This window comes from Mesorhizobium denitrificans (assembly GCF_003403035.1).
Classification (GTDB): domain Bacteria; phylum Pseudomonadota; class Alphaproteobacteria; order Rhizobiales; family Rhizobiaceae; genus Mesorhizobium_G; species Mesorhizobium_G denitrificans.
In genome coordinates this window covers 42456-65443 of the sequence record NZ_QURN01000013.1, presented here as the reverse complement: position 1 = coordinate 65443, position 22988 = coordinate 42456, and the positions used below count along the sequence as shown (strand labels likewise).

Below are 22988 nucleotides of genomic sequence, written 5' to 3'. Positions count from 1 at the left end.
CAGAATTTGTATTCAAACTTTGGTCAGCACCACGCCATATTTGCCATCGCAGCTTTGCGCAATCAGCTCGATTGACTCTTGCGGCTGTTGAGAACAAAAATAGAACAAATCGAAAAACGGAGACGAATGCGACGGGCATGGCCATGTCCTCGAACAGGTTTGCATTGTCCGAACTTCGGGAACGCATCGCGCGCCTCGAGGGCGGTTCTGCACGCCGGCGCGAGGTCCTTTCCTTCGGCGTTCCGGCGATCGACAGGGTTCTACCGGGAGGAGGGCTGGCGTTAGGGGCGCTGCATGAGGTTGCCGGTGGCGGCAACGGCGCGCTGGATGGCGCCGCGGCAGCACTCTTTGCCGCCGGAATTGCGGCGCGCACAGCTGGCAAGGTGCTGTGGTGCGTTACCCGGCCGGACCTGTTTGCGCCGGCGATTGAACAGGCCGGCCTGCCACCGGGAAGGGTGATCTATGTTGAGGCCGGGGACGAAAAATCTGTTCTCGCCTGCTTCGAAGAGGGTCTTCGTGGTGGCTTTGGCGCTGTCGTTGCCGAGATTGCCCGGCTTTCGATGACCGCGTCACGGCGGCTTCAGCTCGCCGCCGAAAGCTCCGGCGCCATCGGCATCGCCATTCGCCGCTGGCGGCGTCAGACGGAGGCCACGGATTTCGGCCAGCCGACAGCCGCCGCAACCCGCTGGCGGGTTTCGGTCCTGCCGTCGACGCCGTTGCCCGTGCAGGGGGTGGGACGCGCGCGCTGGCAGCTTGAGTTGATCCGATGCAGGGCAGGGGAGAGTGCGGATTTTACAGTGGAGGCATGCGATGCCAAGGGTCGTATCGCTCTTCCTTCCGAGGTGGCCGACAGACCGCTTCAGAAGGAGAAGGAAATCGGGCGACGCCGCGCCTCCGCCTGAGACGCCGCTCGTCCTTATCGGCCGTGACGGTCGTCGCCGTGTCGTGCTCGCCGCCGACGCGGCAGCGTACGCAGCCGGCCTGCGCATCGGCATGCCGGCGAGCAAGGCGCAGGCGCTGGTCCCGGGTCTGGTCGTTCATGATGCTGAGCCCGATGCCGACGAAATGGCGCTCGAGCGATTGGCGCTTTGGGCGCTTCGCCGCTATTCGCCGATCGCTGCGGCCGATCCGCCGAACGGCCTCGTGATCGACACGACTGGCGCCGATCATCTGCATGGCGGCGAAGCTGCAATGCTCGCCCAAATGGCGGATCGTCTTGGCGCGTCTGGCCTCACCGCGCGTGCTGCGGTTGCCGACACCTGGGGCGCAGCTCACGCACTGGCCCGCTTCGGTAGACAGCAGACCCTTGTGGTACCGTCCGGCGAAACCGCCGAAGCGATCCTGCCTTTGCCGGTCGCTGCCCTTCGTCTGCCCGCCGTTACGATCGATAGCCTGCGGCGGCTCGGCTTCGAGACAATCGCGGATCTTGCAGGCACGCCGCGGGCTTCGCTCGCCCTGCGTTTTGGACCAGAACCCGGTCGCCGTCTCGACCAGGCGTTCGGACGGGTGAGCGAACCGATCGAGCCGATCCGGGCGGAGGAGATCGTCGAGGTACGCCGCAATTTTGCCGAACCGATCGGCGCGGCTGAAACGATTGCCCGCTATACCGGCAAGCTGGTAGCCGAGCTCTGCGCTGAACTGGAGACGCTAGGGCTTGGCGCACGCCGGCTCGATTTTTTGTTCTTCCTGGTCGACAATCGCATCGAGGCGATCCGTGTCAGCACAGCAACGCCGGTTCGCGACACGAAGCGCTTGACCCGGCTCCTCACCGATAAGATCGAGACGATCGATCCGGGCTTCGGCATCGAACTGATGCGGCTTGCCGCGACCGTCGCCGAACCGCTGCACGCGAAACAGACGATCTCTTCGCTTGCCGAGGCGCCGGAAGCTGATGTCTCGGATGTGATCGACATCCTTGCCAACCGTGTCGGCGAGGACCGGCTCTATCGTTTCGCCCCGGTGCAGAGCGACGTTCCCGAACGCTCCGTTCAGCGCATTGCGCCGATGGCGCCCGACACCGGCGAAGGCTGGCCCGGCCATTGGCCGCGACCGTCACGGTTGCTGCCTCGACCCGAGCAGATCGAGACAGTGGCGCTTCTCCCCGACCATCCGCCCGTGACCTTCACCTGGCGCGGCGTTCGCCGGCGCGTGAAGCGGGCGGACGGGCCGGAGCGCGTGTTCGGGGAATGGTGGAAGCGCGACGCCGAGCTCGTGGCGGTGAGAGACTATTTCCAGGTCGAGGACGAGAACGGAGAGCGCTACTGGGTCTATCGCGCCGGCGATGGTGAGGACGCCGCGACCGGATCGCACAAATGGTTCCTGCACGGGATCTTCGGATGACTGGCAGAGCCCGGTATGCCGAGCTGCAGGTCACCTCGCATTTCAGTTTCCTGCGCGGGGCGAGCAGCTGTGAGGAACTGTTCGCGCAGGCAGCGTTGCTTGGCATCAAGGCACTGGCTGTCGTCGATCGCAATTCGCTGGCCGGCATCGTGCGCGCCCACGAAGCGGCGAAGGCGACAGGTGTCCGGCTGATCGTCGGCTGCCGTCTCGATCTCGCCGACGGCATGTCGATGCTGGTCTATCCGACCGACCGGCCGGCCTATTCGCGTCTCTGCCGCCTGCTTTCGCTCGGCAAGGGCAGGGCGGGTAAAGCCAAGTGTCATCTGGAATGGGATGACGTCGTCGCCTACGGCGAAGGGCTGATTGGGGCGCTCGTTCCCGACGAGGCCGATGACGTCTGCGGCTTGCGTCTACGACGCCTGCGCGAAGCCTTCAGTGATCGCGCCTATCTGGCGCTCACCTTGCGCCGGCGCCCGAACGACCAGCTCCGACTTTACGAGCTGGCAAACCTGGCGACCGCAATGCACGTGCCAACGGTCGTCACCAATGACGTCCTTTTCCACGAGCCCGGCCGCCGCATGATGCAGGATGTTGTCACCTGCATCCGCCACAACGTCACTATCGACGACGCCGGCTTCCGTCGTGAACGTCATGCCGATCGCTACCTTAAGCCGGGCGACGAGATGGCGCGGCTCTTCAGCCGCTATCCCGAGGCTCTGGCGCGCACGATCGAAATCGCCGACCGCTGCCGTTTCTCAATGGACGAGCTCGCCTACCAATACCCTCAGGAGAAGACCATGCCGGGCCTCACCGCCCAGCAGGCGCTCGAAAAGCTCACCTGGGAAGGTGCTGCCCAACGTTACCCCGAGGGTCTGCCTGACAAGGTCGTTGGCATTCTTAAACACGAGCTGCGGCTGATCGAGACGCTCGAATACGCGCCCTACTTTCTCACTGTGAACTCGATCGTCCGCTTCGCCCGCAGCCAGGACATCCTTTGCCAGGGCCGCGGCTCGGCCGCCAATTCAGCTGTCTGCTACGTGCTTGGCATCACTTCAATTGATCCCGAACGCAACAACCTCCTGTTCGAGAGGTTCGTGAGCCAGGAACGGCGCGAACCGCCCGACATCGATGTCGACTTCGAGCATGAACGGCGCGAGATCGTCATGCAGTGGGTCTACGAGACCTACGGTCGCGACCATGCCGCACTCTGCTCGACTGTCATCCGCTACAGGACGAAAGGCGCCGTTCGTGATGTTGGCAAGGCGCTCGGCCTGCCTGAGGATATGACGAAACTGCTCTCCTCGCAGATCTGGGGCCATGGCGAAGCCGTCGATGAGCAGCGCGCCCGTGAGCTCAACCTCAATCTCGGCGATCGGCGCCTGCGCCTGACCCTCGAACTCGCAGCGCAACTTGCCGGCACCCCGCGCCATCTCTCGCAGCATCCGGGCGGCTTTGTCCTGACTCACGATAGGCTCGACGATCTCGTGCCGATCGAGCCGGCGGCGATGAAGGATCGGCAGGTCGTGGAATGGGACAAGGACGATATCGATGCCCTCAAATTCATGAAGGTCGACGTGTTGGCGCTCGGAATGCTGACGGCGATGAAGCGGTCATTCGATCTCCTGTCAGAGCACAAGAGTGTCACACTCGACCTGGCAACAATCCCGGCGGAGGATCCGCGCACCTATGCGATGATCAGGAAGGCCGACACGCTTGGCACCTTCCAGATCGAATCCCGCGCGCAGATGTCCATGCTGCCGCGCATGAAACCCCGGACATTCTACGACCTGGTCATCGAGGTGGCGATCGTCCGTCCGGGGCCGATCCAGGGTGACATGGTGCATCCCTATCTTCGCCGGCGCGACGGCAAGGAAGCGGTGACGTTTCCAACACCGGAGCTCGAGCGCGTACTCGGCAAGACGCTCGGCGTGCCGCTGTTTCAGGAGCAGGCGATGCAGGTGTCCATGGTCTGCGCCGGTTTTTCCGCCGGCGAGGCCGACCAGCTGCGGCGCGCCATGGCCACCTTCAAGTACACCGGCGGCGTCTCGAAGTTCCGCGACAAGCTGGTCAACGGCATGATCGCCAACGGCTACACGCGGGAATTTGCCGAAAAGACGTTTTCGCAACTGGAGGGTTTTGGCAGCTACGGTTTTCCGGAAAGCCACGCCGCCAGCTTTGCATTGATCGCTTATGCCTCGTCCTGGATGAAATGCTGGCATCCGGATGTGTTTTGCGCAGCACTTCTGAATTCGCAGCCGATTGGTTTTTACCTGCCAGCCCAGATCGTGCGCGACGCACGCGATCACGACGTCGAGGTGCGCCCGGTCTGTGTCAATGCCAGTCGCTGGGATTGCACACTCGAGCCGACGGATGTCGAAGACCGCTTTGCTGTCCGCCTCGGCCTGCGCATGGTGAAGGGGCTCGCCAATGACGACGCGGCCGCGATCGTTGCTGCGCGAGCCGATGAGCCCTTCCTCTCAGTCGACGATCTCTGGCGCCGCGCCGGCGTGCCGGGGTCATCGCTGGTCCAGCTTGCCGAAGCCGACGCTTTTCTGCCGGATCTCAACCTCGCCCGCCGCGACGCACTCTGGGCGATCAAGGCGCTGCGCGATGAACCCTTGCAGCTGTTTGCAGCGGCCACCTCCCGTGAACAGCAGACTGTGCCGGAGATCCACGAACCTGCCATTGCGCTGCGGCCAATGACGGCCGGCCGCGAAGTGGTCGAGGATTATGGCCATGTCGGGCTGACCTTGCGCAGCCATCCCGTGTCGTTTCTGCGTGCGGACCTTCGCCGGCGGCGCATCGTGACCTGTCAGGAGGCCATGCAGGCGCGGGACAGACGATGGCTCGAGGCCGCCGGTCTGGTGCTGGTCAGGCAAAGGCCTGGCTCGGCCAAGGGCGTCATGTTCCTCACCATGGAGGATGAGACGGGCGCCGCCAACGTCGTCGTCTGGGTCAAGGTGTTCGAGAAATTCCGGCGCGTGCTTCTATCGTCCGCCATGCTCGGCGTGCGCGGCCGCATCCAGCGGGAAGGAGAGGTTGTGCATCTCGTCGCTCACGAGCTGACAGACCTCTCTGGCGAGCTGGCAAGCGTGGGAAATCGCGAGGCGCCGTTTCCCCTGCCGCATGGCCGCGGTGACGAAGCCTATCACGGCGCGCCGGGTGTCGATCCGCGGAGCCTGCCGAAAGGTCGCAACATCGTCGACCCCTACGATCATATCGACCGCATCAAGGTGAAGACACGGGATTTCCGGTAGCAGGGATGGACAGCGCCGCGACTACTCGGACGCGTCGCTGATCGGAACAATGCAGGCTGCGAAAGTCTGGTTTCCAAAACGGGTCTTCGAAATGTGTTTCTGGTCGGACCGATATGATCAGGAGATCACACTCTCCACTTCGAAGGCTGACACTGGCGCGACAGTTCTGGTCACCGCCAACGCGATGCGATTACTTGGATGGAAAGCCGGAGGAAGAAATTAGGAGGAGCAGGGACGGCGCATTCATCACATTCCGATGAGTGGGTGGCCATACTGGCGAAGCTATGCCATGTTTGGGTCGATGAAACCTCGCGCGTTCACCAGACGCCTTCTCGTTGTGCTGGCCCTTTTTGGGCTGGTGCTCGCGCCTTTGACCGCCTCGTCGGCGTCGCTGACGATGTCCGCGCAGGCGATGGCATCGATGCCAGATGGCATGCCCTGCTGCCCGGACGACCAGCCCGCAGTTCCGGACTGCGGCAAGGATTGCCCGCTCGCAGTCCTCTGCCTGTCAGGACTCGTCAGTGTTCCGGTTCCGGAAACGCTGAGGTTGCTCACCCATCTCCCGATCGGCGACAAATTCCTAGTTGGCAGAGAAGCCGTCCTTTCGTCGTTAGGCGGCGAGCCGCCGCCGAGACCCCCCAAAGCCTGACTGTCATAGGCGCTTCCAGCGCTTGAAACCCGTGCTGCCGACCGCTGCGCGGGTGGGGTCGCGTGGTGTTTGCCACGCCCAATGCCGTGCGCAAGCGCGGATCAATGACAGTTGGAACTTTCAAATCATGAAATCGAAACTCGTACTTCGCGCCGCAATGCTGGCGCTCGCATCCGTCATCGTGTCTTCTCACGCGGCCGTGGCCGCGCCCGAGGATTACGAATTCCAGCTCGTTGACAACGAGGTCAAGCAAGGCGAAGCCGTCGTTGCAGTAAGGCTCGTCGACAAGCGGACAGGCGCGCCCGTCGGGGACGCCGTCGTCTTCACCACCCGCATGGACATGGCTCCGGACGGGATGGAAACGATGACCACGCCCGTCGAGGCAATGCCATCCGAGGAAGCCGGCGTGTACCGTTTCAAGACCGATCTCCCCATGGCGGGAGGCTGGCGCTTCTCGATAGCGGCCAAGGTCCAGGGCGAGACCGAAGCGGTCGAGAGCCGCCTGGAATTCAAGGCCGTCCAATGAGCAGGTTCGGCTCATTCCTGGCCCTCGCCGTCGTGGCGGCGGGGGCCGGGGCGGGTGGATACTGGGCCGGGCAGCGCGATCTGTCTGCTCCAGCCGCTCTGCAAATGATCGAGGCGATTGCGATGCGGGCGTTCGGGGCCGAGCCGGAAGCAATGCCGGCAGCCTCCGCTCCCTACGGTCCCGTCATCTACTATCGCCATCCAGACGATCCCGCCTATTCGACGACGCCGAAAAAGACCGATGACGGCCGCGACTTCGTGGCCGTGCTCGCCAGCGAGGACGTGAGCTTCGATAGGCCGGTGGAAGCCGAGCCGGACGAAGCGGCCGAAGTGGCGACGGATGGAGGCGGACGGCGGATTCTCTACTATCGGAATCCGATGGGCCTGCCGGACACGTCGCCAACGCCGAAGAAGGATTCGATGGGCATGGACTACCTCCCCGTCTACGAAGGCGAGGACGAAGACGGCTCGACCGTCACGGTTTCGCCAGGGAAGGTCCAGCGGACCGGGGTCAAGACTATTTTGGCCACGAAGGGCGCGATCGTTCGCCGGGTCCGGATACCCGGCACTGTCACGCTCGACGAGCGTCGCGTCAGCGTCATTTCGACCCGCACCGAGGCCTTCATCGAGGAGGTCGCACAAGTCACCACCGGCTCCGTGATCGGTGAGGGAGAACCTCTTGTCCGCTTCTACGCCAAGGAGATCGCGGCGGCGGGCGCGCTCTATGCGGCCGACTTGAAGAGCGGGGCCGGTAAGATAGCAGCGGCAGGCAGTCTGCAGCGGTTGACGAATCTCGGCGTGCCTGCAGAAGCGATCGCCGAAATCGAGAAGACCAACAAAGTCCCGATCTCGGTGACGTTGATGGCTCCGCGAAGCGGCGTCGTCCTGGAGCGCATGGCGGTCGACGGAATGATGGCCGAAGCGGGCCAGACGCTGTTCCGGATCGCGGACATCTCGACGGTGTGGATCATGGCGGACGTGCCGGAATACGACCTGAGAGCCGTGCGCGTGGGGGACAAGGCGTCCGTCCGCGTCCGCGGCCTGCCGGGCAAAGAGTTCGAGGGCAAGGTCGGCCTGATCTATCCCGAAATCCAGGGCCAGACCCGCACCGCGAAGGTCCGCATCGAACTGCCAAATCCAGACGTGCTGCTGCTCGCCAACATGTATGCCGAGGTGGAGATAGCGACTGGCGGCGGCGATCCCGTCGTGACGGTTCCGGACAGCGCGGTCATCGACACGGGCGACCGCCAGGTCGTAATCATCGACAGGGGCGAAGGCAGCTTCGAGCCGCGCGACGTGAAGATCGGCGCGCGCGGCGAGGGCATGACGGAGATCACGGAGGGGATCGCGGAAGGCGACCGGGTCGTGGTCTCGGCGAACTTCCTGATCGACGCTGAAAGCAACCTCAAGGCGGCGCTTTCCGCGCTCACGCCATCGGAGCCGAAGCCATGATCGCCAACCTCATCGCATGGTCCGCGCGCAACCTCGTCCTCGTCTTCTTCGCCACGGCGCTCGCCGTCGGCGCAGGGGTTTACGCGGTCAAGACCTTGCCGCTCGACGCGATACCCGACCTTTCGGATGTCCAGGTCATCGTATTCACCGACTATCCGGGGCAAGCCCCGCAGGTGGTCGAGGACCAGGTCACCTATCCGCTGACGACCGCCATGCTGACCGTGCCACGGTCGAAGGTGGTCCGGGGCTTCTCCTTCTTCGGCGTGTCCTTCGTTTATGTGATCTTCGAGGACGGCGTCGATCCCTACTGGGCGCGCAGCCGCGTGTTCGAATATTTGAACGCCGCCGCCAGCCGGCTGCCAGACGGAGTGTCCCCGGCGCTCGGTCCCGACGCGACGGGAGTCGGCTGGGTTTACCAGTACGCGGTCGTCGCCAAGGAACTTTCGCTGGCCGAACTCAGGTCGCTGCAGGACTGGGTCGTGCGTTTCGCGGCCTCCAAGGCGGAAGGCGTGTCCGAAGTCGCGAGCGTCGGGGGTTTCGTCAAGCAGTATTCGATCGTCGTCGACCCTGATCGGATGCGCGCCCAAGGCGTGACGCTGTCGGAGATCGGCGAAGCCGTTCGGGCGAGCAACATGGACACCGGCGGCCGCACGGTCGAAATCTCCGAGTTCGAGTTCATGGTGCGCGGCCGCGGCTATCTGAAGAGCGTCGCCGACATCGAGAGCATCGCGCTCAAGACCGTCGGCGGCGTGCCGCTCAGGCTAAGCGACGTCGCCCGGGTCGAGATCGTCCCGGACGAGCGGCGCGGCATCACGGAACTGAACGGGGAAGGCGAAGTCGCGAGCGGCATCGTGCTGCAGCGCGTCGGCGCTAACGCCCTGACCGTCATCGAGAACGCCAAGGAAAGCCTTGCCGAGATCGAGAAGAGCCTGCCGGGCGGGGCGAAGATCGTTCCGGTCTACGACCGCTCGGTACTGATCGACGCCGCGATCGAGACGCTGAAGTCGACGCTGGTCGAGGAGAGCATCGTCGTGGCTCTCGTCACCATCGTGTTCTTGCTTCACGTCAGGAGCGCGCTGGTCGCCATCATCATGCTCCCCGTTGGCATCCTGATGGCCTTCACGGCGATGAAGCTGCTCGGACTCGGCTCCAACATCATGAGCCTCGGCGGCATCGCCATCGCCATCGGCGCGATGATCGACGCGGCGATCGTGATGATCGAGAACGCGCACAAGCACCTGGAGCGCGCTTCGCCGGACAAGCCGCGTATCGAGGTGCTGGTCGAGGCGGCGAGCGAGGTCGGGCCAGCGCTGTTCTTCAGCCTGCTCGTCATCACCGTCTCGTTCCTGCCGATCTTCACTCTCGAAAGTCAGGAAGGGCGACTGTTCGGCCCGCTCGCCTTCACCAAGACCTTCGCAATGGCTGCGGCCGCGCTGCTGTCGGTGACGCTGGTGCCCGCGCTGATGGTGATCTTCGTGCGGGGCAGGATCGTTCCCGAGCACAGGAATCCCGTCAACAGGATCCTGATCGGGCTCTACCGTCCGGTCATTGCCGGAGTGCTTAAAGCGAAGACTTTCACCATCCTGCTCGCGGTCGTCGCGCTCGCCGCGACCGTCTGGCCGGCCCGCCAGCTCGGCAGCGAGTTCATGCCCGCCCTGGACGAGGGCACGCTTATGTACATGCCGACGACACTGCCGGGGATCTCGGTCACCAAGGCCGCCGAGCTCATGCAGATGCAGGACCGGATCATCAAATCCTTTGCCGAGGTGGAATCCGTTTTCGGCAAGGCGGGACGGGCGCAGACCGCAACCGATCCCGCCCCCCTGGAGATGTTCGAGACGATCATCAACCTGAAGCCGAAAGCGGAATGGCGGCCGGGCGTGACCGTGGAAAGCCTCAAGGCGGAGATGGACGCGGCGCTGCAGTTCCCAGGGGTGTCCAATGCCTGGACGATGCCGATCCGCGCCCGCATCGACATGCTGTCGACGGGCATCCGCACGCCCGTCGGCGTGAAGGTCTACGGGACCGATCTTGCCGAGTTGGAGACGGTCGCGCGCCAGATCGAGGCGGTCCTGCGGGCGGTTCCAGGCACATCCAGCGCCTATGCCGAGCGGGTGATCGGCGGCTACTATCTCGACATCGTCCCAGACCGCATCGCGCTCGGCCGTTACGGCCTGTCCGTCGGCGACGTGCAGGAAGTCATATCGATGGCCCTGGGTGCGGAGGTGATCACCTCCACCGTGGAGGGCCGCGAGCGCTACGGCGTGTCCATTCGCTATCCGCGGGCCATGCGCAGCAACCCGCAGGCCATCGCCCGGGACGTGCAGGTCGCGCTCCCCGGCGGCGGCTTCGTGCCGCTCGGCGAGGTGGCGACGGTGGAGCTTACGCGCGGCGCTACTTCGATCCGCACCGAGAACGGGCAGCTCGCCGTCTACATCTTCGTCGACATTGCCGGCCGAGACCTCGGCGGCTATGTCGCCGACGCGCAAGCCGCGGTCGCGAGCGAGGTCGATCTCCCTTCCGGCTACTCCGTCGCCTGGAGCGGACAGTTCGAATACCTGGAACGGGCGGTGGAACGCCTGAAGATCGTGGTGCCGCTGACGCTGGCGCTGATTTTTCTGCTCCTGTACCTCAATTTCCGGGCGCTCACCGAGACGCTGATCGTCATGCTGTCGCTCCCATTCGCGCTGGTCGGCGGCATCTGGCTGATGTGGTGGCTGGGCTTCAACATGTCGGTCGCGGTCGCAGTCGGCTTCATCGCGCTCGCAGGCGTGGCCGCCGAGACAGGCGTGATCATGCTGATCTATCTTGACCATGCATGGACAGAGGCGAAGGCACGAAGCACCGCCAAAAATCGCCTGATGACTAGAGACGACCTCCGCGCCGCGATTATGGTCGGCGCGGTCGAGCGTGTCCGCCCGAAGATGATGACGGTGGTCGCCATCATGGCGGGGCTGCTTCCGATCCTGTGGAGCACCGGGGCCGGATCGGAAGTCATGCAGCGCATCGCGGTCCCGATGATCGGCGGCATGATCTCGTCGACCATCCTGACGCTCGTTGTGATCCCCGCCGTCTACGGGATCGTCAAAGGCTGGCGGCTGCCGAAGCTGTCTACCGCCGAAACACCGTCGCTCCCGGCACCCGCGTTGAAATTGGCAGCGGAATAGAAAGAAGAGAACTGTTGCGGAAGCTCATAGGTTGCGAACCATGGCACAGCGGTTCGATCTCGTCGTCATCGTAGATGCGGCAGCGCGCGGGACGGCCCACGGATTGTTCAGGTCGCCGCCCTTGACCTTCCACCCGCTGGAAGGAGCACGATGCTTGCACATCAAAGGAGACTGAACAATGCTGTGTCAGTCCAATCCGCCTCTCGACCGTGCGATTCTTGCGGCCTTCAAATCCGCGCATGACGCGGGAAGGCTCGACGTCGCGGAGCACCTCCTGTGCGCCCTGGAGTGCCTCTGTGACAAGGGAATCGAGGCAAGCGCGGCCGATGAGGCTTACCTAGTTATCTCCCGCGCTTGCGGAAACAAACGGCGGAAGCATCGAGACTCTGGTTAGAAGATATAGCGTTACCATAGTGTCGAGCGCCGCTTTCACGCTCTCGCCGGAAGTGAAGTCGATCTCCAACGGGTACGCCTCCGAACCGCCGCTCAAGGCCTTCGGAGGTGTTCCGGCGACCTGAGGGTTCCCGGGTGGCGTCAACCTTGTCGCGGTCACTTCACGTTGTTCGTCAGGCCGTTGAGGTACATGACCAGGTTAAGAGGATCGAATCTGAGGCCGTGATACTTTGCGGCGAAGCGCCCGCCACGGTCGATGATGTGGGTGACCACCCCGTGCATCTGCTGACCGTCGTCGAGCGGGTCGAAGCGCTGGTTGTATTCCTCGGCGAGCTTCCGTGTCGCATCCTCGGCCTGCCCGTCGCGCGCGGTCAGGAATAGCCAGTTGCGCGGGTCAAGTCCGTGCGAGGGGCCGTGGGCCTTCAGGATCTCCGGCGTGTCCGCCGCCGGATCCGTGGTGACCGTCAGGAACTGCACCATGTCCTTCATCGGCGTGGCGTTCACCATCTCCTGCACCCGCGCGATCAGGTCGGAGTGGAGCGGGCAGACATCGATGCAACTGGCGAAGACGAAATTGAGCACGACGATCTTGTCGGAGAAGTCTGACAGGCGGACGGGATCGCCGTCGGCGTCGGCCAGTTCGAATCCGGGCGCGGCGGGAGCGTCGATCGCCTGGAAATACTTCTCCTCGCTGCCCATCAGCCTGTCGAGATCGGCCCCTGGGTGATGGGCATGTGCCGGAAGCGCGAGCGCCGGGATGGCGGCCGTCGAGAGGAGAAGCGCTCTTCTGTTCATTTCCGGTCTCCGGCTCTATCGGTGAGTTCGGACGGTGTCCGGCACGAACCCGCCTTCGCGTGGGGCATGAGGCGGTGCATGCAGACGCCGAGCGCGCACATGACGGCGCAGGGAAGCACCGCCAGTATGATGGGAGCGAGGCCGACCGCAGCAAGCCAGTCCCATCTCGACCAGAGGGCGATGGCGAGCGCCGAGAGGCCGACGAGCAGCCAGGCCCGCGTTCGCAAAGCGCGAAGCAGCCTTGCCGCGGTTTCGGGTGAGTAGATTCCGGATTGCACCGTCATGGCGTCTGATTCCTTTGCGGATGTCGTTCGATCGCACTTGTCAGGAAGGCAATCATCTCTGGCGAGTCCCACTCGGCGGGTCCGGCGAGGCGCGCAAGCTCGTTTCCGTCCGGACCGATCAGCAGCGTGGCTGGCAGCCCGAAGAGCGAAAGCGAACGGAGAGCGGCCCCGTCCTGGTCGATGAAGACCGGGAGGCCGACCCCGATCTCGTCGAAGAACTTCCGGACCGCACCCGCACCCGCTCGGTCCACCGAAAGGGCGACGACCTCGAATCCTTCGCCGCCGAGCCGCTCCTGCAGGCGGGCGAGCGTCGGCATTTCGGCGCGGCAGGGCGCGCACCACGTTGCCCAGATATTGAGCAGCACCACCTTGTTGCGCCAGGACTCCAGCGTTCGTGGCTTGCCTGACTCGTCGGCGAAGACGAGTACGGGCACGGATTGCGGCTCCTCGTGCAGAGCCATGGCCGCCGGCTCCTCGGCCCACGCGCTAGCGGTCGCGAGGACGGCAAATACCAGCGCCGACAGGATCGCCCTCACTGTGTCTTCTCCTTTGTCTTCTCCTTCTCGCGTTGGCTCATCTCCGCCTGGTAGGCGCGCTCACGCTCGGGCCATGTGCTCTTGATGAAGGCGAGGACGGCACCGATCTCCTCGTCGCTCAGCACCTCCCCGAATCCCTGCATGTCGCTCTCGTAACCGCCGCCCACCACGGCGGCGGGACCTTCCTTGGTGATCCGGAACAGAACCTCGTCCGGATGGTGCCAGGTGTGCCCTGACGCGTCGTGCGGCGGGGCGGGCATGCGTCTCGACGGCAGCGGCCTCTTCCAGTCCGGCTGGCCTTCGAGGTTGGCTCCGTGACAGGAGGCGCAGTTCGCGGCATAGAGCTGCCGTCCCTGCGCGATCGCCGCGGCTTCGCCGGGGTTGGCTCCGAACTGCCAGATCACGGCGAGGGCCGCGGCTCCGGAGAGCGCCGCCACGATGCCGAGGGCAACGACCTTCCTGCTCATTTGCGGCCGCTGAAGAACAGGTACTTCACCAAGGCCGCGGCCGCGAGGACAAGCACCGCCAGGAGCAGGAGCCAGACGAGCCCCATGCCCACCATCATGCCGCCCATGCCGTCCATCATTCCGCTGTCCATCATCGTCGGCTCCTTCCGGGTTTGGGTTCAGGCGACGCTATTCCCGCGCGTAGACTCCGCCCACGGTGCCCGACTTGGTAACCTCCAGCATCTCGAACGGCGCTTCCTTGGTGCCGCTCATTCCCGGCGAACCCATGGGCATGCCAGGCAGCGTCACGCCCTTGATGTCAGGGCGCTCGGTAAGCAGCTTTTTGACGGTCCCGACGGGCACGTGGCCGCTGACGACGTAGCCATCCACGAATGACAGGTGGCAACCCTGGAACTCGTCAGAAATGCCAGCCTCGCGGCTCATCTCCGCCAGGTCGTGCGTCGCCTTGACCGTGACGTCGAAGCCGTTCTCCCGCAGGTAGTCGGCATAGCCCTCGCAGCAGTCGCATTGCGGATTCTTGTAGAGGGTGACGTCCTTCTCGCCTGCGAGCGCCGGGACGGCAGCCCAGACGAAGGGAGCGAGGGCGACGGCATTCAGGAACTTTCGCATTTCGGTTCTCCTTTGGAGTGGATTGGTCAGGCGACGCCGAAGACGCCCATCATGCCTGCGGCCTGGTGTTCGAGGATGTGGCAGTGGAGCATCCATTCGCCGGGATTGTCGGCGACGAAGGCAATCTCCACCCGCTCGCGCGGCGACATGAGCACCGTGTCCTGCCACTCGCGGTGGCGGGTCGGCTTGCCGTCCCGGGAGATCACCCGGAACGAATGGCCGTGCAAGTGGATCGGATGATGCCAGGCAGTCGCGTTGGTCATCGCGATGACATGGCTTTTGTCCCGCGCCAGCGTCAGCATCGGGTCCATGATGTGGCCCTCGGCAGCAACCCCGTTGATGAACCAGATGCCGCCGGAATGCATCATGTTCATCATGCCGCCCATGTTGCCCATCATTCCGCCCATCTCGCCGGAGGAATCCTTGCCCATGTCTCCCATGCTGCCGCCCATCTCCTGCATGACCATGGCTCCCATCATGCCGCCGTTGAACGTCACCTCGTGGCGGATGGCGGTCGCGAGTTCCGGCTCCGGCAGCGGGTTCGGCGGCAGGACGACCGGCCAGTCGGGAGCCGTCTCCCTGAGCGGAGTGTCATCGTAAGCGAGATCGACCAGGCGGTACTCTAGCCCCTTGTAGAAGCGGTCGGTTACTGAAATCCGGCTCCCGGCATCAGCCGTCATGTCGAGGATGACGTCCACGCGCATCGCAGGTCCCAGCACGACGACCCCGCCCTCCGGGGCATGCGGCTCGACTGGCTGCCCGTCCAGCGCAATGACGACGGGTTCGTGGCTTCCGAAGTCGAGGCCGAAGATGCGGGCGTTGGCGGCGTTGATCAGCCGTAGCCGGATCCGTTCGCCCTTCCGCACCGGGAAAGCGTCCGGCACGCGCCCGTTGATCGTGACAGTGTTGCCGACCCGGCCGTTGTGCATCATGTCGTGGCGGTTGCCGAAGTCTTCCCGAATCTCGGCGGTCTTGGTCAGCCGCCAGTCGGACAGCACCCAGGTCAGGTCGCGGTCAACCCGGATTGGATCGGCTTCCTCCACGATCAGCGGGCCGTAGAGGCCTCGGCCGACCTGCTCGAAGCTGCGCTGGTGCGGGTGGTACCAGAAGGTCCCCGCATCGACGGCATCGAACTCGTAGGTGAAGGTCTCGCCGGGCGCGATCGGCGCCTGAGTCAGGTGCGGCACCCCGTCCATGGCGTTCGGCACGCGCACGCCGTGCCAATGAACGGTCGTCTCTTCGTCGAGCGCGTTCTCGACCGCGATCCGCAGGCGTTCACCCTGGCGGACGCGGATTTCCGGACCGGGCAGGCTGCCGTCATAGCACCAGACGGCGGTATCGCCATGCGGCTCCGGCGTGATCTGTGCGCGGCCCAGTCCGGGGCGGAGCCGGAACTCGGGGGTTCCCGCGGTGGCTTTGGATTGCGGTGGAAGCATCGCGCCCGCCGAGACGGCGGCGGCGGATGCGAGGAAGGCTCGACGCGTAAGCGTCGGCACGCGGAAATCGGACATGGATCAACCATCCTGGAATAGCCTTATGTGACGCGCGGACGTAGCCAGCGCGTCGACGGGTTGGCCGTAGGCGAATGCCGCCGCGGCCGGTCAGCTCAGAGGATGGATCGGGGAGGGTAGGGGTCAGGCGGACCCGCCCGGTCGCTAGGTGTTACTGCGGTACGGGTTGCCACGACATTCGGGATATTGGGAAGATCGGTGCTCGCCGGCGGGCAGATAGCGGCAAGCGTGGTCATGCAGAACTGGTCGCATGACGACGCTTGCGCGTCATCGCCAGGACAGTCTTGGCAGTCTGTCATTCCGCCATCGTCCATGGTCGCCATGGACATCTTCAGGGACATGTCGGTGGCAGCCGCCGCGTGCGCTGCCGACCCTGCGGCGAAGGCCGCGAGGAAGACGACTGCGAGGACGCGGACGAGCTTGCTCATTGGACTGACAGTAGTCCTGCCTCTGCACCGTGTCCAGAATCGGATGGTCGCAGGCTAGCCATGACCGCTGCGATGGGTTTCGCTCGCGAGGCGATAGTTGCAGGCCTCGGAATGCGTGGCTAGGCTTGGGAAATGGCCGATTTCGCTCCTTCTCTTTACGAGCCCATCAACGTCTACAAGCCACTGGCGGCCAATATCGGGATTGTCGACGGGCCTTTCGAGTATTTGACGGTTGCCGGAATGCAGCTCCCGCTCCCGTTCACCACACGTATGACGGTCGTGACGCTTCCAGGCGACGACCTGTTCCTCCACTCGCCGATCGCATTTGATGAAGAATTGGCGGATGACCTGCGATCAAGAGGAACGGTTCGTCACCTCGTCTCGCCCAATCAGTTTCATTACGCGCATATTGGAGAGTGGGCCCGGGCTTTTCCGGGCGCTTTGACGTGGGCTTCGCCGCATGTGCGCGCCCGCGCCCGCGCCCGACGCGTCGACGTCCACTTCACTAGGGATCTTGCCGCAAACGCATCCGAAGATTGGGTCGATGAAATCGACCAAACGCTGATCCCAGGCGGCTATTTCAAGGAGTATGTGTTCTTCCACAAGAGTTCCAGGACCTTGATCCTCGCCGACACCATCATCAACCTTGAACTCGACAGGATCGCTCAGCCCTGGCGTTTTGCGACGTGGCTTACGGGGATGTATCACCCGTTCGGACAGGTGTTCTTCGGAATGCGCCTGCCTCTCCTTTTGCAGAGAAAAAGGGCGAGGGCGGCGATAAGGACAATCCAATTATGGCGCCCAGAGCGGATTGTGCTCAGCCATGGACGCTGCTTCGATGAGAATGCCGAGGGCGTAGTGCGCCGGATTTTCGGCGAACCCTAGCCGTCAGTGCGCAGCCGTTTCATCGAGAGCTGAAATCTCGTTTCAGTCAGCTTGCAAAGCCATGACTCACCGCGTTCCAACCCTTGCCGAACTGCTGTCCCATACGCCTGACGGGAAGCGAATCGTCGCCGAGTCAATCGATACGGGCGAGCCCGTTCACATCGAGGATGCCGAGAAGGAATTTGCCTGCCGATACGTATGCCCGGGTTGCGGCAGGCCGATCGTCGCGCACCTGGGGTCCGCAGGCGATCCGTGGGCTTCGCCCGGAGACTGATACGAAAGCTCTTGAGCTTCCACCTGCTGGAAGGTCTATGTTCCGGCCAGTTTGTTCATCGGAGGCTTCAATGAACATAGGCGACGCAGCAGAAAGATCAGGCCTGCCTGCCAAGACGATCCGGTACTATGAGGATATCGGTCTCCTGAAGCCTGACCGGGCTGGCAATGGCTACCGGGACTACTCGACGGCGGACCTGCACCGCCTGCGTTTCCTGCAGCGGGCGCGCAGCCTCGGATTCTCAGTCGAGGAGTGCAGGCAGCTTCTCTCCCTGTACGGTGACACGCGACGGGAGAGCGCCGACGTAAAGGCAATCGCGACCGCCAAGCTCGATGACATCGACCGCAAGATCAGGGAACTCACAGGCCTCCAGGTAATGCTTCGCCAGCTGGTCGACAGCTGCCACGGCGACCACAGGCCCGACTGCCCGATCATCGACGGCCTTTCGGGCCGTCATGACCTGCACTGAAGAAGTCACAAGGCATTATGCGCAGTCTCGCCCCGCCCGTCGCCCTGACGATGGGGGAACCCGCAGGAATAGCGGCCGAAATCACGCTGAAGGCGTGGCTGGCTCTCCGGAACACGGGAAGCCCGTTCTTCGTCCTGCAGGATTTCGACCACCTGTCCGACGCGGCCGGGGCGTTGTCCCTGTCCGTTCCCGTGATCTCGATCTCACGTTCGGACGAGGCGTCAGAGGCTTTCAACGAAGGGCTCCCGGTGATGTCAGTTCCCCTGAAAGCGCCGGTGGCGGTCGGGCGGCCCGATCCCCGCAACGCTTCTTCGGTGGTCGATGCTATCCGCCTGGCCACCGAAATGGCGGCAAGCGGCCCGGCCGCGGCCCTCGTGACCAATCCGATCCAGAAGTCGGCCCTCTATGAAATCGGCTTCTGTTTCCCGGGGCACACGGAGTTCCTCGAGCATCTCGCCGGACCCGGACACCGCGCGACGATGATGCTCGCGAGCGAGCAGCTGAAGGTAATTCCCGTATCGATACATGAGCCGCTCTCGGCTGCCGTCAGCGGTATATCGACCGCGAAGATCGTGGAAGTCGCCAGGGCAGCCGACGCGGGGCTTCGCCGCGACTTCGGCATGGAGCGCCCAAGGCTTGCGATAGCCGGGCTCAACCCGCATGCAGGGGAACAAGGCAGCATGGGCCGCGAGGAGATCGACGTCATCATGCCCGCCATCGAAACCCTCGGGCGGGAGGGCATCGACGCCCATGGGCCGTTTCCGCCCGACACCATGTTCACGGCGCGGTCGCGGGCTGGCTACGACGCCGCGATCTGCATGTACCACGACCAGGCCCTGATCCCGATCAAGACGCTCGACGTCGACGGCGGGGTCAACGTGACGCTGGGCCTTCCCTTCGTGCGCACGTCGCCTGACCACGGCACCGCGCTGGACATAGCCGGGAAAGGAATCGCCGATCCCGGTAGCCTGGTCGCCGCCATGAGGATGGCCATTCGGATCGCCGGCCATCGCGGAAAAGGATTCGGCGAATGAGAAACATTCGTCTCGGCGTCAACATCGACCACGTCGCCACGGTACGCAACGCCCGCGGCGGCATTCATCCCGATCCCGTGCGCGCGTCGCTGCTCGCGCTGGATGCGGGGGCGGACGGGATCACGCTGCACCTCAGGGAGGACAGGAGGCACATTCGGGAAGACGATTTGAGGCGGCTGCAGGAAGCGGTCAGGGCCCCGGTGAATCTGGAGATGGCGGCCACCGAAGAGATGGTCCGCATCGCGCTGGCTGCACGGCCCCACGCGGTGTGCCTCGTGCCCGAACGGCGCGAGGAGGTGACCACCGAAGGCGGGCTGGACGCCGCGGGCAATCTGGAGGCCCTGCGCCCTGTCGTAGCCCGCCTGGTCGAAGCCGGAATACGCGTGTCCCTGTTCATCGATCCCGACGAGCGTCAGGTTCGCGCGGCGGCAGAACTGGGGGCTCCCGTGGTCGAACTGCACACGGGCCGATATGCTGAGACGGTGGGAAGCAGCCGCTCCGGCGAACTCGACAGGCTGACAAGGGCCGCCGCTGTCACGGCGCAATGCGGCCTCGAGTGCCATGCAGGCCATGGCCTGACGTTCGACAACGTGGAGGCCGTCGCGGCGCTGCCGGAAGTGGTCGAGCTGAACATCGGCCATTTCCTGATCGGCGAAGCGATCTTCGTCGGGCTGAAGGCGAGCATTTCTGAGATGAAGGGGCTTATCGCAGGAAGCCGGTGGAGGGAGCGCTGATTTTGGCTCTCCCTGCCGTCGCCTTCATCGCACAGGGGGCTTCGCCCTGAAAGCCGATCAGTTGGCGTTCGTCTCCAGCCAGCCCTTCAGGAAAGAGATCTCTTTCTCCTGGGCGGCGATGATCTCGTTCGAGAGCTTCGTAAGCTCAGGGTCGTTCTCGCCGCTCACCAGGTAGGCCTGCGCCATGTCGATGGCGCTCTGGTGATGGGGGATCATCATCATGGCGAAGTCGACGCCGGGCTTGCCCGACATCTTCGTCGCGCCCATCTCCCCGTCCATCTTCTTCATCGCCTCCATGTAACCCTTGGAGGTGTCGCTCATGCTTCCAGTTGCCGAATGGTCCGTCGAGCCGTGGGATTCCTGTCCGGTGGCTTGGAAGGCGAAAGCCGCGGCGATCATTGCGGCACCCGCCGCTGCCGCCAGAAGATACCTGTTCATTTCGAACTCCTTTGTCCTATGTCAGTCTTTGCGAACGGCCGCGTAAGGTTGCGGTTCCGGGGACAACCTCAACCATGCATGCCGCATGGGAAGCCGTGATGACCCTGCGGGTTCCACCTGCTGGAAGGTCAAGCGGGAAAATCGATGTTGACCTTCCAGCAGGTGGAAGGCGTACGGGGAGGTTCCTCGGGAGAGACGTCCATGGAACATGATCACGGAACGCATCACGGCCACGACAAGCGTCATTCCGACACGCAAGCGACGGACATCGTTGTCCGGGATCCGGTCTGCGGCATGACCGTCGATCCGCAGGCAGGCAAGCCCAGGGCGGAGCACGCCGGGCATGTCTATCATTTCTGCAGCCAGTCCTGCCACGACAGGTTCGTGAGGGAGCCCGAGGCCTATCTCGAGGCCACCGACCCGGTCTGCGGCATGAAGGTCGACCGCTCGACGGCGAAGCACTTCACCCGCCACGAAGGCGCGGGGCTCTACTTCTGCTCCTCAGGCTGCCAAGACAAGTTCGAGGCGAGTCCGGCGCGCTATCTCGGCGCGCGTCCAGCGGTCGAGCCGATGGCGACAGGCACCAAGTACACCTGCCCGATGCATCCGGAGGTCATCCGCTACAAGCCTGGATCATGTCCGATCTGCGGCATGGCGCTGGAACCGATGGGCGTGCCGACGGGCGACGAGGGCCCGAACCCAGAGCTGGTCGACTTCACGCGCCGCTTCTGGGTGAGCGCCGTCCTTTCCGTCCCGCTGCTCGCTTTGGCCATGGGACCGATGTTCGGCCTGCCGTTCAGGGAGTGGATCGGAGAGCGGCTCGCGGTCTGGATCGAACTCGTGCTAGCCACGCCCGTGGTGCTCTGGGCGGCGATCCCGTTCTTCCGTCGCGGCTACGATTCCTTCGTGAACAGAAGTCCGAACATGTGGACGCTGATCTCAATCGGCGTCGGGGCCGCCTACATCTACAGCGTCGTGGCGACACTTTTCCCCGGCATCTTCCCGCATCAGTTTCGCGGCCACGGCGGCACGGTGCCCGTCTATTTCGAGGCGGCGGCGGTGATCGTCGCCCTGGTGTTCCTCGGCCAGGTGCTTGAGTTACGGGCGCGCGAACGTACGGGCTCTGCCATCCGCGCGCTGCTCGACCTCGCCCCGAAGACGGCGCGGCGGATTGCCGAAGACGGCACCGATGCCGACGTGCCTCTGGAGGAGGTCCAGTCGGGCGATCGGCTGCGCGTACGGCCCGGCGACAGCGTGCCGGTGGACGGCACCGTGCTGGAAGGGCGCTCCGCGGTCGACGAATCCATGATTTCGGGCGAGCCCCTCCCGGTCGAGAAGACCGAAGGGGACGCCCTGACGGGCGGCACGCTCAACAAGAACGGGGCGCTGGTCATGCGCGCCGATAAGGTCGGTAAGGACACGATGCTGTCGCAGATCGTCGAGATGGTGGCCAAGGCGCAGCGCTCGCGTGCGCCGATCCAGGGTCTTGTGGATCGTGTCTCTTACTATTTCGTGCCGACCGTCGTGCTCGTTGCCATCCTTGCCTTCGTCGTCTGGGCGATCTTCGGACCCGAGCCGAGCATGACCTTCGCCATCGTCTCGGCGGTCTCGGTCCTGATCATCGCCTGCCCCTGCGCGCTCGGGCTCGCAACCCCGATGTCGATCATGACTGCGACCGGACGTGGCGCGCAGGCCGGCGTGCTAATCAAAGACGCCGAAGCGCTCGAGCGCTTCGCGAAGGTCGACACGCTGATCGTCGACAAGACCGGGACGCTGACTGAGGGCAGGCCAAAGCTGACCGACATCGTTGCGGCCGAAGGTTTCGACGAGGGCGAATTGCTGGCGATGGCCGCCAGCCTCGAGCGCGGTTCCGAGCATCCTCTGGCCGAAGCGATCGTCGAAGGCGTGCAGGCGAGAGGAACCGCCATGGCCGACGCCGAGGATTTCGAAGCCGTCACCGGGAAGGGCGTTCAGGGCAAGGTGTCCGGCCGTTCCGTCGCGCTGGGGAACGCTGCGATGATGGACGACCTCGGAGTCGCCACCGAATCGATGAAGCCGCGGGCCGACGCGCTCAGGTCAAACGGCAAGACAGCGATGTTCGTCTCCGTGGATGGCAAGCTGGCCGGCATGGTGGCGGTCGCCGATCCGATCAAGGCGACGACTGAAGCCGCGATCCGCGCGCTCCAGGAGAGTGGGCTGACGATCATCATGGCGACGGGCGACAACGAGCGGACCGCGAAGGCCGTGGCGGCCAGGCTCGGGATCGACGAGGTGCGCGCCGAGATGCTGCCCGAAAGCAAGAAGGCGCTGATCGACGAGCTTCACGCGAAGGGCGCCAGCGTTGCGATGGCGGGTGATGGCGTCAACGACGCGCCCGCGCTTGCCGCGGCCGATGTCGGCATTGCCATGGGAACCGGAGCGGACGTGGCGGTGGAAAGCGCGGGTATCACGCTGGTGAAGGGCGATCTCAACGGCATCGTCAGGGCGCGCACGCTTGCAAGGGCGACGATCCGCAACATCAAGCAGAACCTGTTCTTCGCCTTCGTCTACAACGCGCTCGGCGTACCCGTTGCCGCCGGAGTGCTTTATCCGGTGTTCGGGATTCTTTTGTCGCCTATGGTCGCTGCCGCGGCGATGAGCCTGTCGTCGGTATCCGTGATCGGCAATTCGCTCAGGCTGCGAGGCTTGCGGCTTGGCCTCCCGAACGAATGACGAACGGACGGCAGGGCGTGAATGCCAGA

Annotated in this window: 19 protein-coding genes; 11 read left to right on the top strand and 8 right to left on the bottom strand. The window is 64.3% G+C overall.

Annotated features, from left to right (window positions below; genetic code table 11):
• Nucleotides 1-137: 137 nt before the first annotated feature.
• The 3 genes from DY251_RS16170 to DY251_RS16160 are packed head-to-tail and all read left to right on the top strand — an operon-like array spanning nt 138 to nt 5597.
• Complete coding sequence (locus DY251_RS16170) at nt 138-902, top strand: ImuA family protein (RefSeq protein WP_116624953.1); 765 nt, start codon at nt 138-140, stop codon at nt 900-902.
• Entirely contained in the window at nt 811-2340 is a 1530-nt protein-coding gene (locus DY251_RS16165; RefSeq protein WP_116624952.1) for a Y-family DNA polymerase, read from the top strand. The genes DY251_RS16170 and DY251_RS16165 overlap by 92 nt, the downstream gene beginning before the upstream one ends.
• Nucleotides 2337-5597 (top strand): error-prone DNA polymerase, encoded by a 3261-nt coding sequence (locus DY251_RS16160; protein WP_116624951.1) that lies wholly within the window; start codon nt 2337-2339, stop codon nt 5595-5597. Before DY251_RS16165 ends, DY251_RS16160 begins: the two co-directional genes overlap by 4 nt.
• Nucleotides 5598-5879: 282 nt before the next feature.
• Here DY251_RS16160 and DY251_RS21490 read toward each other — a convergent pair whose 3' ends face one another.
• Nucleotides 5880-6152: a hypothetical protein gene (locus DY251_RS21490; RefSeq protein ID WP_158553267.1), complete on the bottom strand. Its 273-nt coding sequence runs from the start codon at nt 6150-6152 to the stop codon at nt 5880-5882.
• A 221-nt stretch (nt 6153-6373) separates the two neighbouring features.
• On the opposite strand from DY251_RS21490, the gene DY251_RS16150 reads away from it, so the two are divergent.
• The 3 genes from DY251_RS16150 to DY251_RS16140 are packed head-to-tail and all read left to right on the top strand — an operon-like array spanning nt 6374 to nt 11390.
• A complete protein-coding gene (locus DY251_RS16150; protein ID WP_116624950.1) occupies nt 6374-6772 on the top strand; it encodes a FixH family protein in 399 nt (132 codons plus the stop codon).
• Nucleotides 6769-8223: an efflux RND transporter periplasmic adaptor subunit gene (locus tag DY251_RS16145; protein WP_116624949.1), complete on the top strand. Its 1455-nt coding sequence runs from the start codon at nt 6769-6771 to the stop codon at nt 8221-8223. Before DY251_RS16150 ends, DY251_RS16145 begins: the two co-directional genes overlap by 4 nt.
• Nucleotides 8220-11390, top strand: a complete 3171-nt coding sequence (locus DY251_RS16140; RefSeq protein ID WP_116624948.1) for an efflux RND transporter permease subunit — start codon at nt 8220-8222, stop codon at nt 11388-11390. Before DY251_RS16145 ends, DY251_RS16140 begins: the two co-directional genes overlap by 4 nt.
• Nucleotides 11391-11939: 549 nt before the next feature.
• Here the strand turns inward: DY251_RS16140 and DY251_RS16130 are convergent.
• The 6 genes from DY251_RS16130 to DY251_RS16105 form a co-directional block, all read right to left on the bottom strand.
• Nucleotides 11940-12578, bottom strand: coding sequence for an SCO family protein (locus DY251_RS16130; protein WP_116624946.1), 639 nt, complete (start codon nt 12576-12578; stop codon nt 11940-11942).
• A 280-nt stretch (nt 12579-12858) separates the two neighbouring features.
• Complete coding sequence (locus DY251_RS16120) at nt 12859-13398, bottom strand: TlpA family protein disulfide reductase (protein ID WP_245416001.1); 540 nt, start codon at nt 13396-13398, stop codon at nt 12859-12861.
• Nucleotides 13395-13865: a c-type cytochrome gene (locus DY251_RS16115; RefSeq protein ID WP_116624944.1), complete on the bottom strand. Its 471-nt coding sequence runs from the start codon at nt 13863-13865 to the stop codon at nt 13395-13397. The genes DY251_RS16120 and DY251_RS16115 overlap by 4 nt, the downstream gene beginning before the upstream one ends.
• Nucleotides 13862-13999: a hypothetical protein gene (locus DY251_RS21485; protein ID WP_158553266.1), complete on the bottom strand. Its 138-nt coding sequence runs from the start codon at nt 13997-13999 to the stop codon at nt 13862-13864. The genes DY251_RS16115 and DY251_RS21485 overlap by 4 nt, the downstream gene beginning before the upstream one ends.
• A gap of 34 nt (nt 14000-14033) precedes the next feature.
• Nucleotides 14034-14474, bottom strand: a complete 441-nt coding sequence (locus DY251_RS16110) for a DUF411 domain-containing protein (protein WP_116624943.1) — start codon at nt 14472-14474, stop codon at nt 14034-14036.
• Between the two features lie 26 nt (nt 14475-14500).
• Nucleotides 14501-15985, bottom strand: coding sequence for a multicopper oxidase family protein (locus DY251_RS16105; protein WP_116624942.1), 1485 nt, complete (start codon nt 15983-15985; stop codon nt 14501-14503).
• 560 nt (nt 15986-16545) lie between these two features.
• Here DY251_RS16105 and DY251_RS16095 point away from each other — a divergent pair.
• The 4 genes from DY251_RS16095 (at nt 16546) to DY251_RS16075 (ending at nt 19809) form a co-directional block, all read left to right on the top strand.
• Nucleotides 16546-17298 carry a DUF4336 domain-containing protein gene (locus DY251_RS16095; protein ID WP_116624940.1) on the top strand — a complete coding sequence of 251 codons (753 nt, stop codon included), beginning with the start codon at nt 16546-16548 and terminating at the stop codon, nt 17296-17298.
• Nucleotides 17299-17642: 344 nt separating this feature from the next.
• Entirely contained in the window at nt 17643-18041 is a 399-nt protein-coding gene (gene cueR / locus DY251_RS16085) for a Cu(I)-responsive transcriptional regulator (protein ID WP_116624938.1), read from the top strand.
• A gap of 17 nt (nt 18042-18058) precedes the next feature.
• Nucleotides 18059-19075: a 4-hydroxythreonine-4-phosphate dehydrogenase PdxA gene (gene pdxA, locus DY251_RS16080; protein WP_116624937.1), complete on the top strand. Its 1017-nt coding sequence runs from the start codon at nt 18059-18061 to the stop codon at nt 19073-19075.
• Nucleotides 19072-19809: a pyridoxine 5'-phosphate synthase gene (locus DY251_RS16075; RefSeq protein WP_116624936.1), complete on the top strand. Its 738-nt coding sequence runs from the start codon at nt 19072-19074 to the stop codon at nt 19807-19809. The genes pdxA and DY251_RS16075 overlap by 4 nt, the downstream gene beginning before the upstream one ends.
• A 57-nt stretch (nt 19810-19866) precedes the next feature.
• Here the strand turns inward: DY251_RS16075 and DY251_RS16070 are convergent, their stop codons facing one another.
• Nucleotides 19867-20247: a DUF305 domain-containing protein gene (locus tag DY251_RS16070; protein ID WP_116624935.1), complete on the bottom strand. Its 381-nt coding sequence runs from the start codon at nt 20245-20247 to the stop codon at nt 19867-19869.
• Between the two features lie 201 nt (nt 20248-20448).
• Here DY251_RS16070 and DY251_RS16065 point away from each other — a divergent pair, with 201 nt between their 5' ends.
• Nucleotides 20449-22959: a heavy metal translocating P-type ATPase gene (locus DY251_RS16065; protein ID WP_116625016.1), complete on the top strand. Its 2511-nt coding sequence runs from the start codon at nt 20449-20451 to the stop codon at nt 22957-22959.
• The last annotated feature ends 29 nt before the right edge of the window (nt 22960-22988 follow it).

Coding starts and splice junctions, on each gene's coding strand:
- DY251_RS16170 (WP_116624953.1), top strand. CDS start 138: ATGGCCATGTCCTCGAACAGGTTTGCATTGTCCGAACTTCGGGAACGC.
- DY251_RS16165 (WP_116624952.1), top strand. CDS start 811: ATGCCAAGGGTCGTATCGCTCTTCCTTCCGAGGTGGCCGACAGACCGC.
- DY251_RS16160 (WP_116624951.1), top strand. CDS start 2,337: ATGACTGGCAGAGCCCGGTATGCCGAGCTGCAGGTCACCTCGCATTTC.
- DY251_RS16150 (WP_116624950.1), top strand. CDS start 6,374: ATGAAATCGAAACTCGTACTTCGCGCCGCAATGCTGGCGCTCGCATCC.
- DY251_RS16145 (WP_116624949.1), top strand. CDS start 6,769: ATGAGCAGGTTCGGCTCATTCCTGGCCCTCGCCGTCGTGGCGGCGGGG.
- DY251_RS16140 (WP_116624948.1), top strand. CDS start 8,220: ATGATCGCCAACCTCATCGCATGGTCCGCGCGCAACCTCGTCCTCGTC.
- DY251_RS16130 (WP_116624946.1), bottom strand. CDS start 12,578: ATGAACAGAAGAGCGCTTCTCCTCTCGACGGCCGCCATCCCGGCGCTC.
- DY251_RS16115 (WP_116624944.1), bottom strand. CDS start 13,865: ATGAGCAGGAAGGTCGTTGCCCTCGGCATCGTGGCGGCGCTCTCCGGA.
- DY251_RS21485 (WP_158553266.1), bottom strand. CDS start 13,999: ATGATGGACAGCGGAATGATGGACGGCATGGGCGGCATGATGGTGGGC.
- DY251_RS16110 (WP_116624943.1), bottom strand. CDS start 14,474: ATGCGAAAGTTCCTGAATGCCGTCGCCCTCGCTCCCTTCGTCTGGGCT.
- DY251_RS16105 (WP_116624942.1), bottom strand. CDS start 15,985: ATGTCCGATTTCCGCGTGCCGACGCTTACGCGTCGAGCCTTCCTCGCA.
- DY251_RS16095 (WP_116624940.1), top strand. CDS start 16,546: ATGGCCGATTTCGCTCCTTCTCTTTACGAGCCCATCAACGTCTACAAG.
- cueR (WP_116624938.1), top strand. CDS start 17,643: ATGAACATAGGCGACGCAGCAGAAAGATCAGGCCTGCCTGCCAAGACG.
- pdxA (WP_116624937.1), top strand. CDS start 18,059: ATGCGCAGTCTCGCCCCGCCCGTCGCCCTGACGATGGGGGAACCCGCA.
- DY251_RS16075 (WP_116624936.1), top strand. CDS start 19,072: ATGAGAAACATTCGTCTCGGCGTCAACATCGACCACGTCGCCACGGTA.
- DY251_RS16070 (WP_116624935.1), bottom strand. CDS start 20,247: ATGAACAGGTATCTTCTGGCGGCAGCGGCGGGTGCCGCAATGATCGCC.
- DY251_RS16065 (WP_116625016.1), top strand. CDS start 20,449: ATGGAACATGATCACGGAACGCATCACGGCCACGACAAGCGTCATTCC.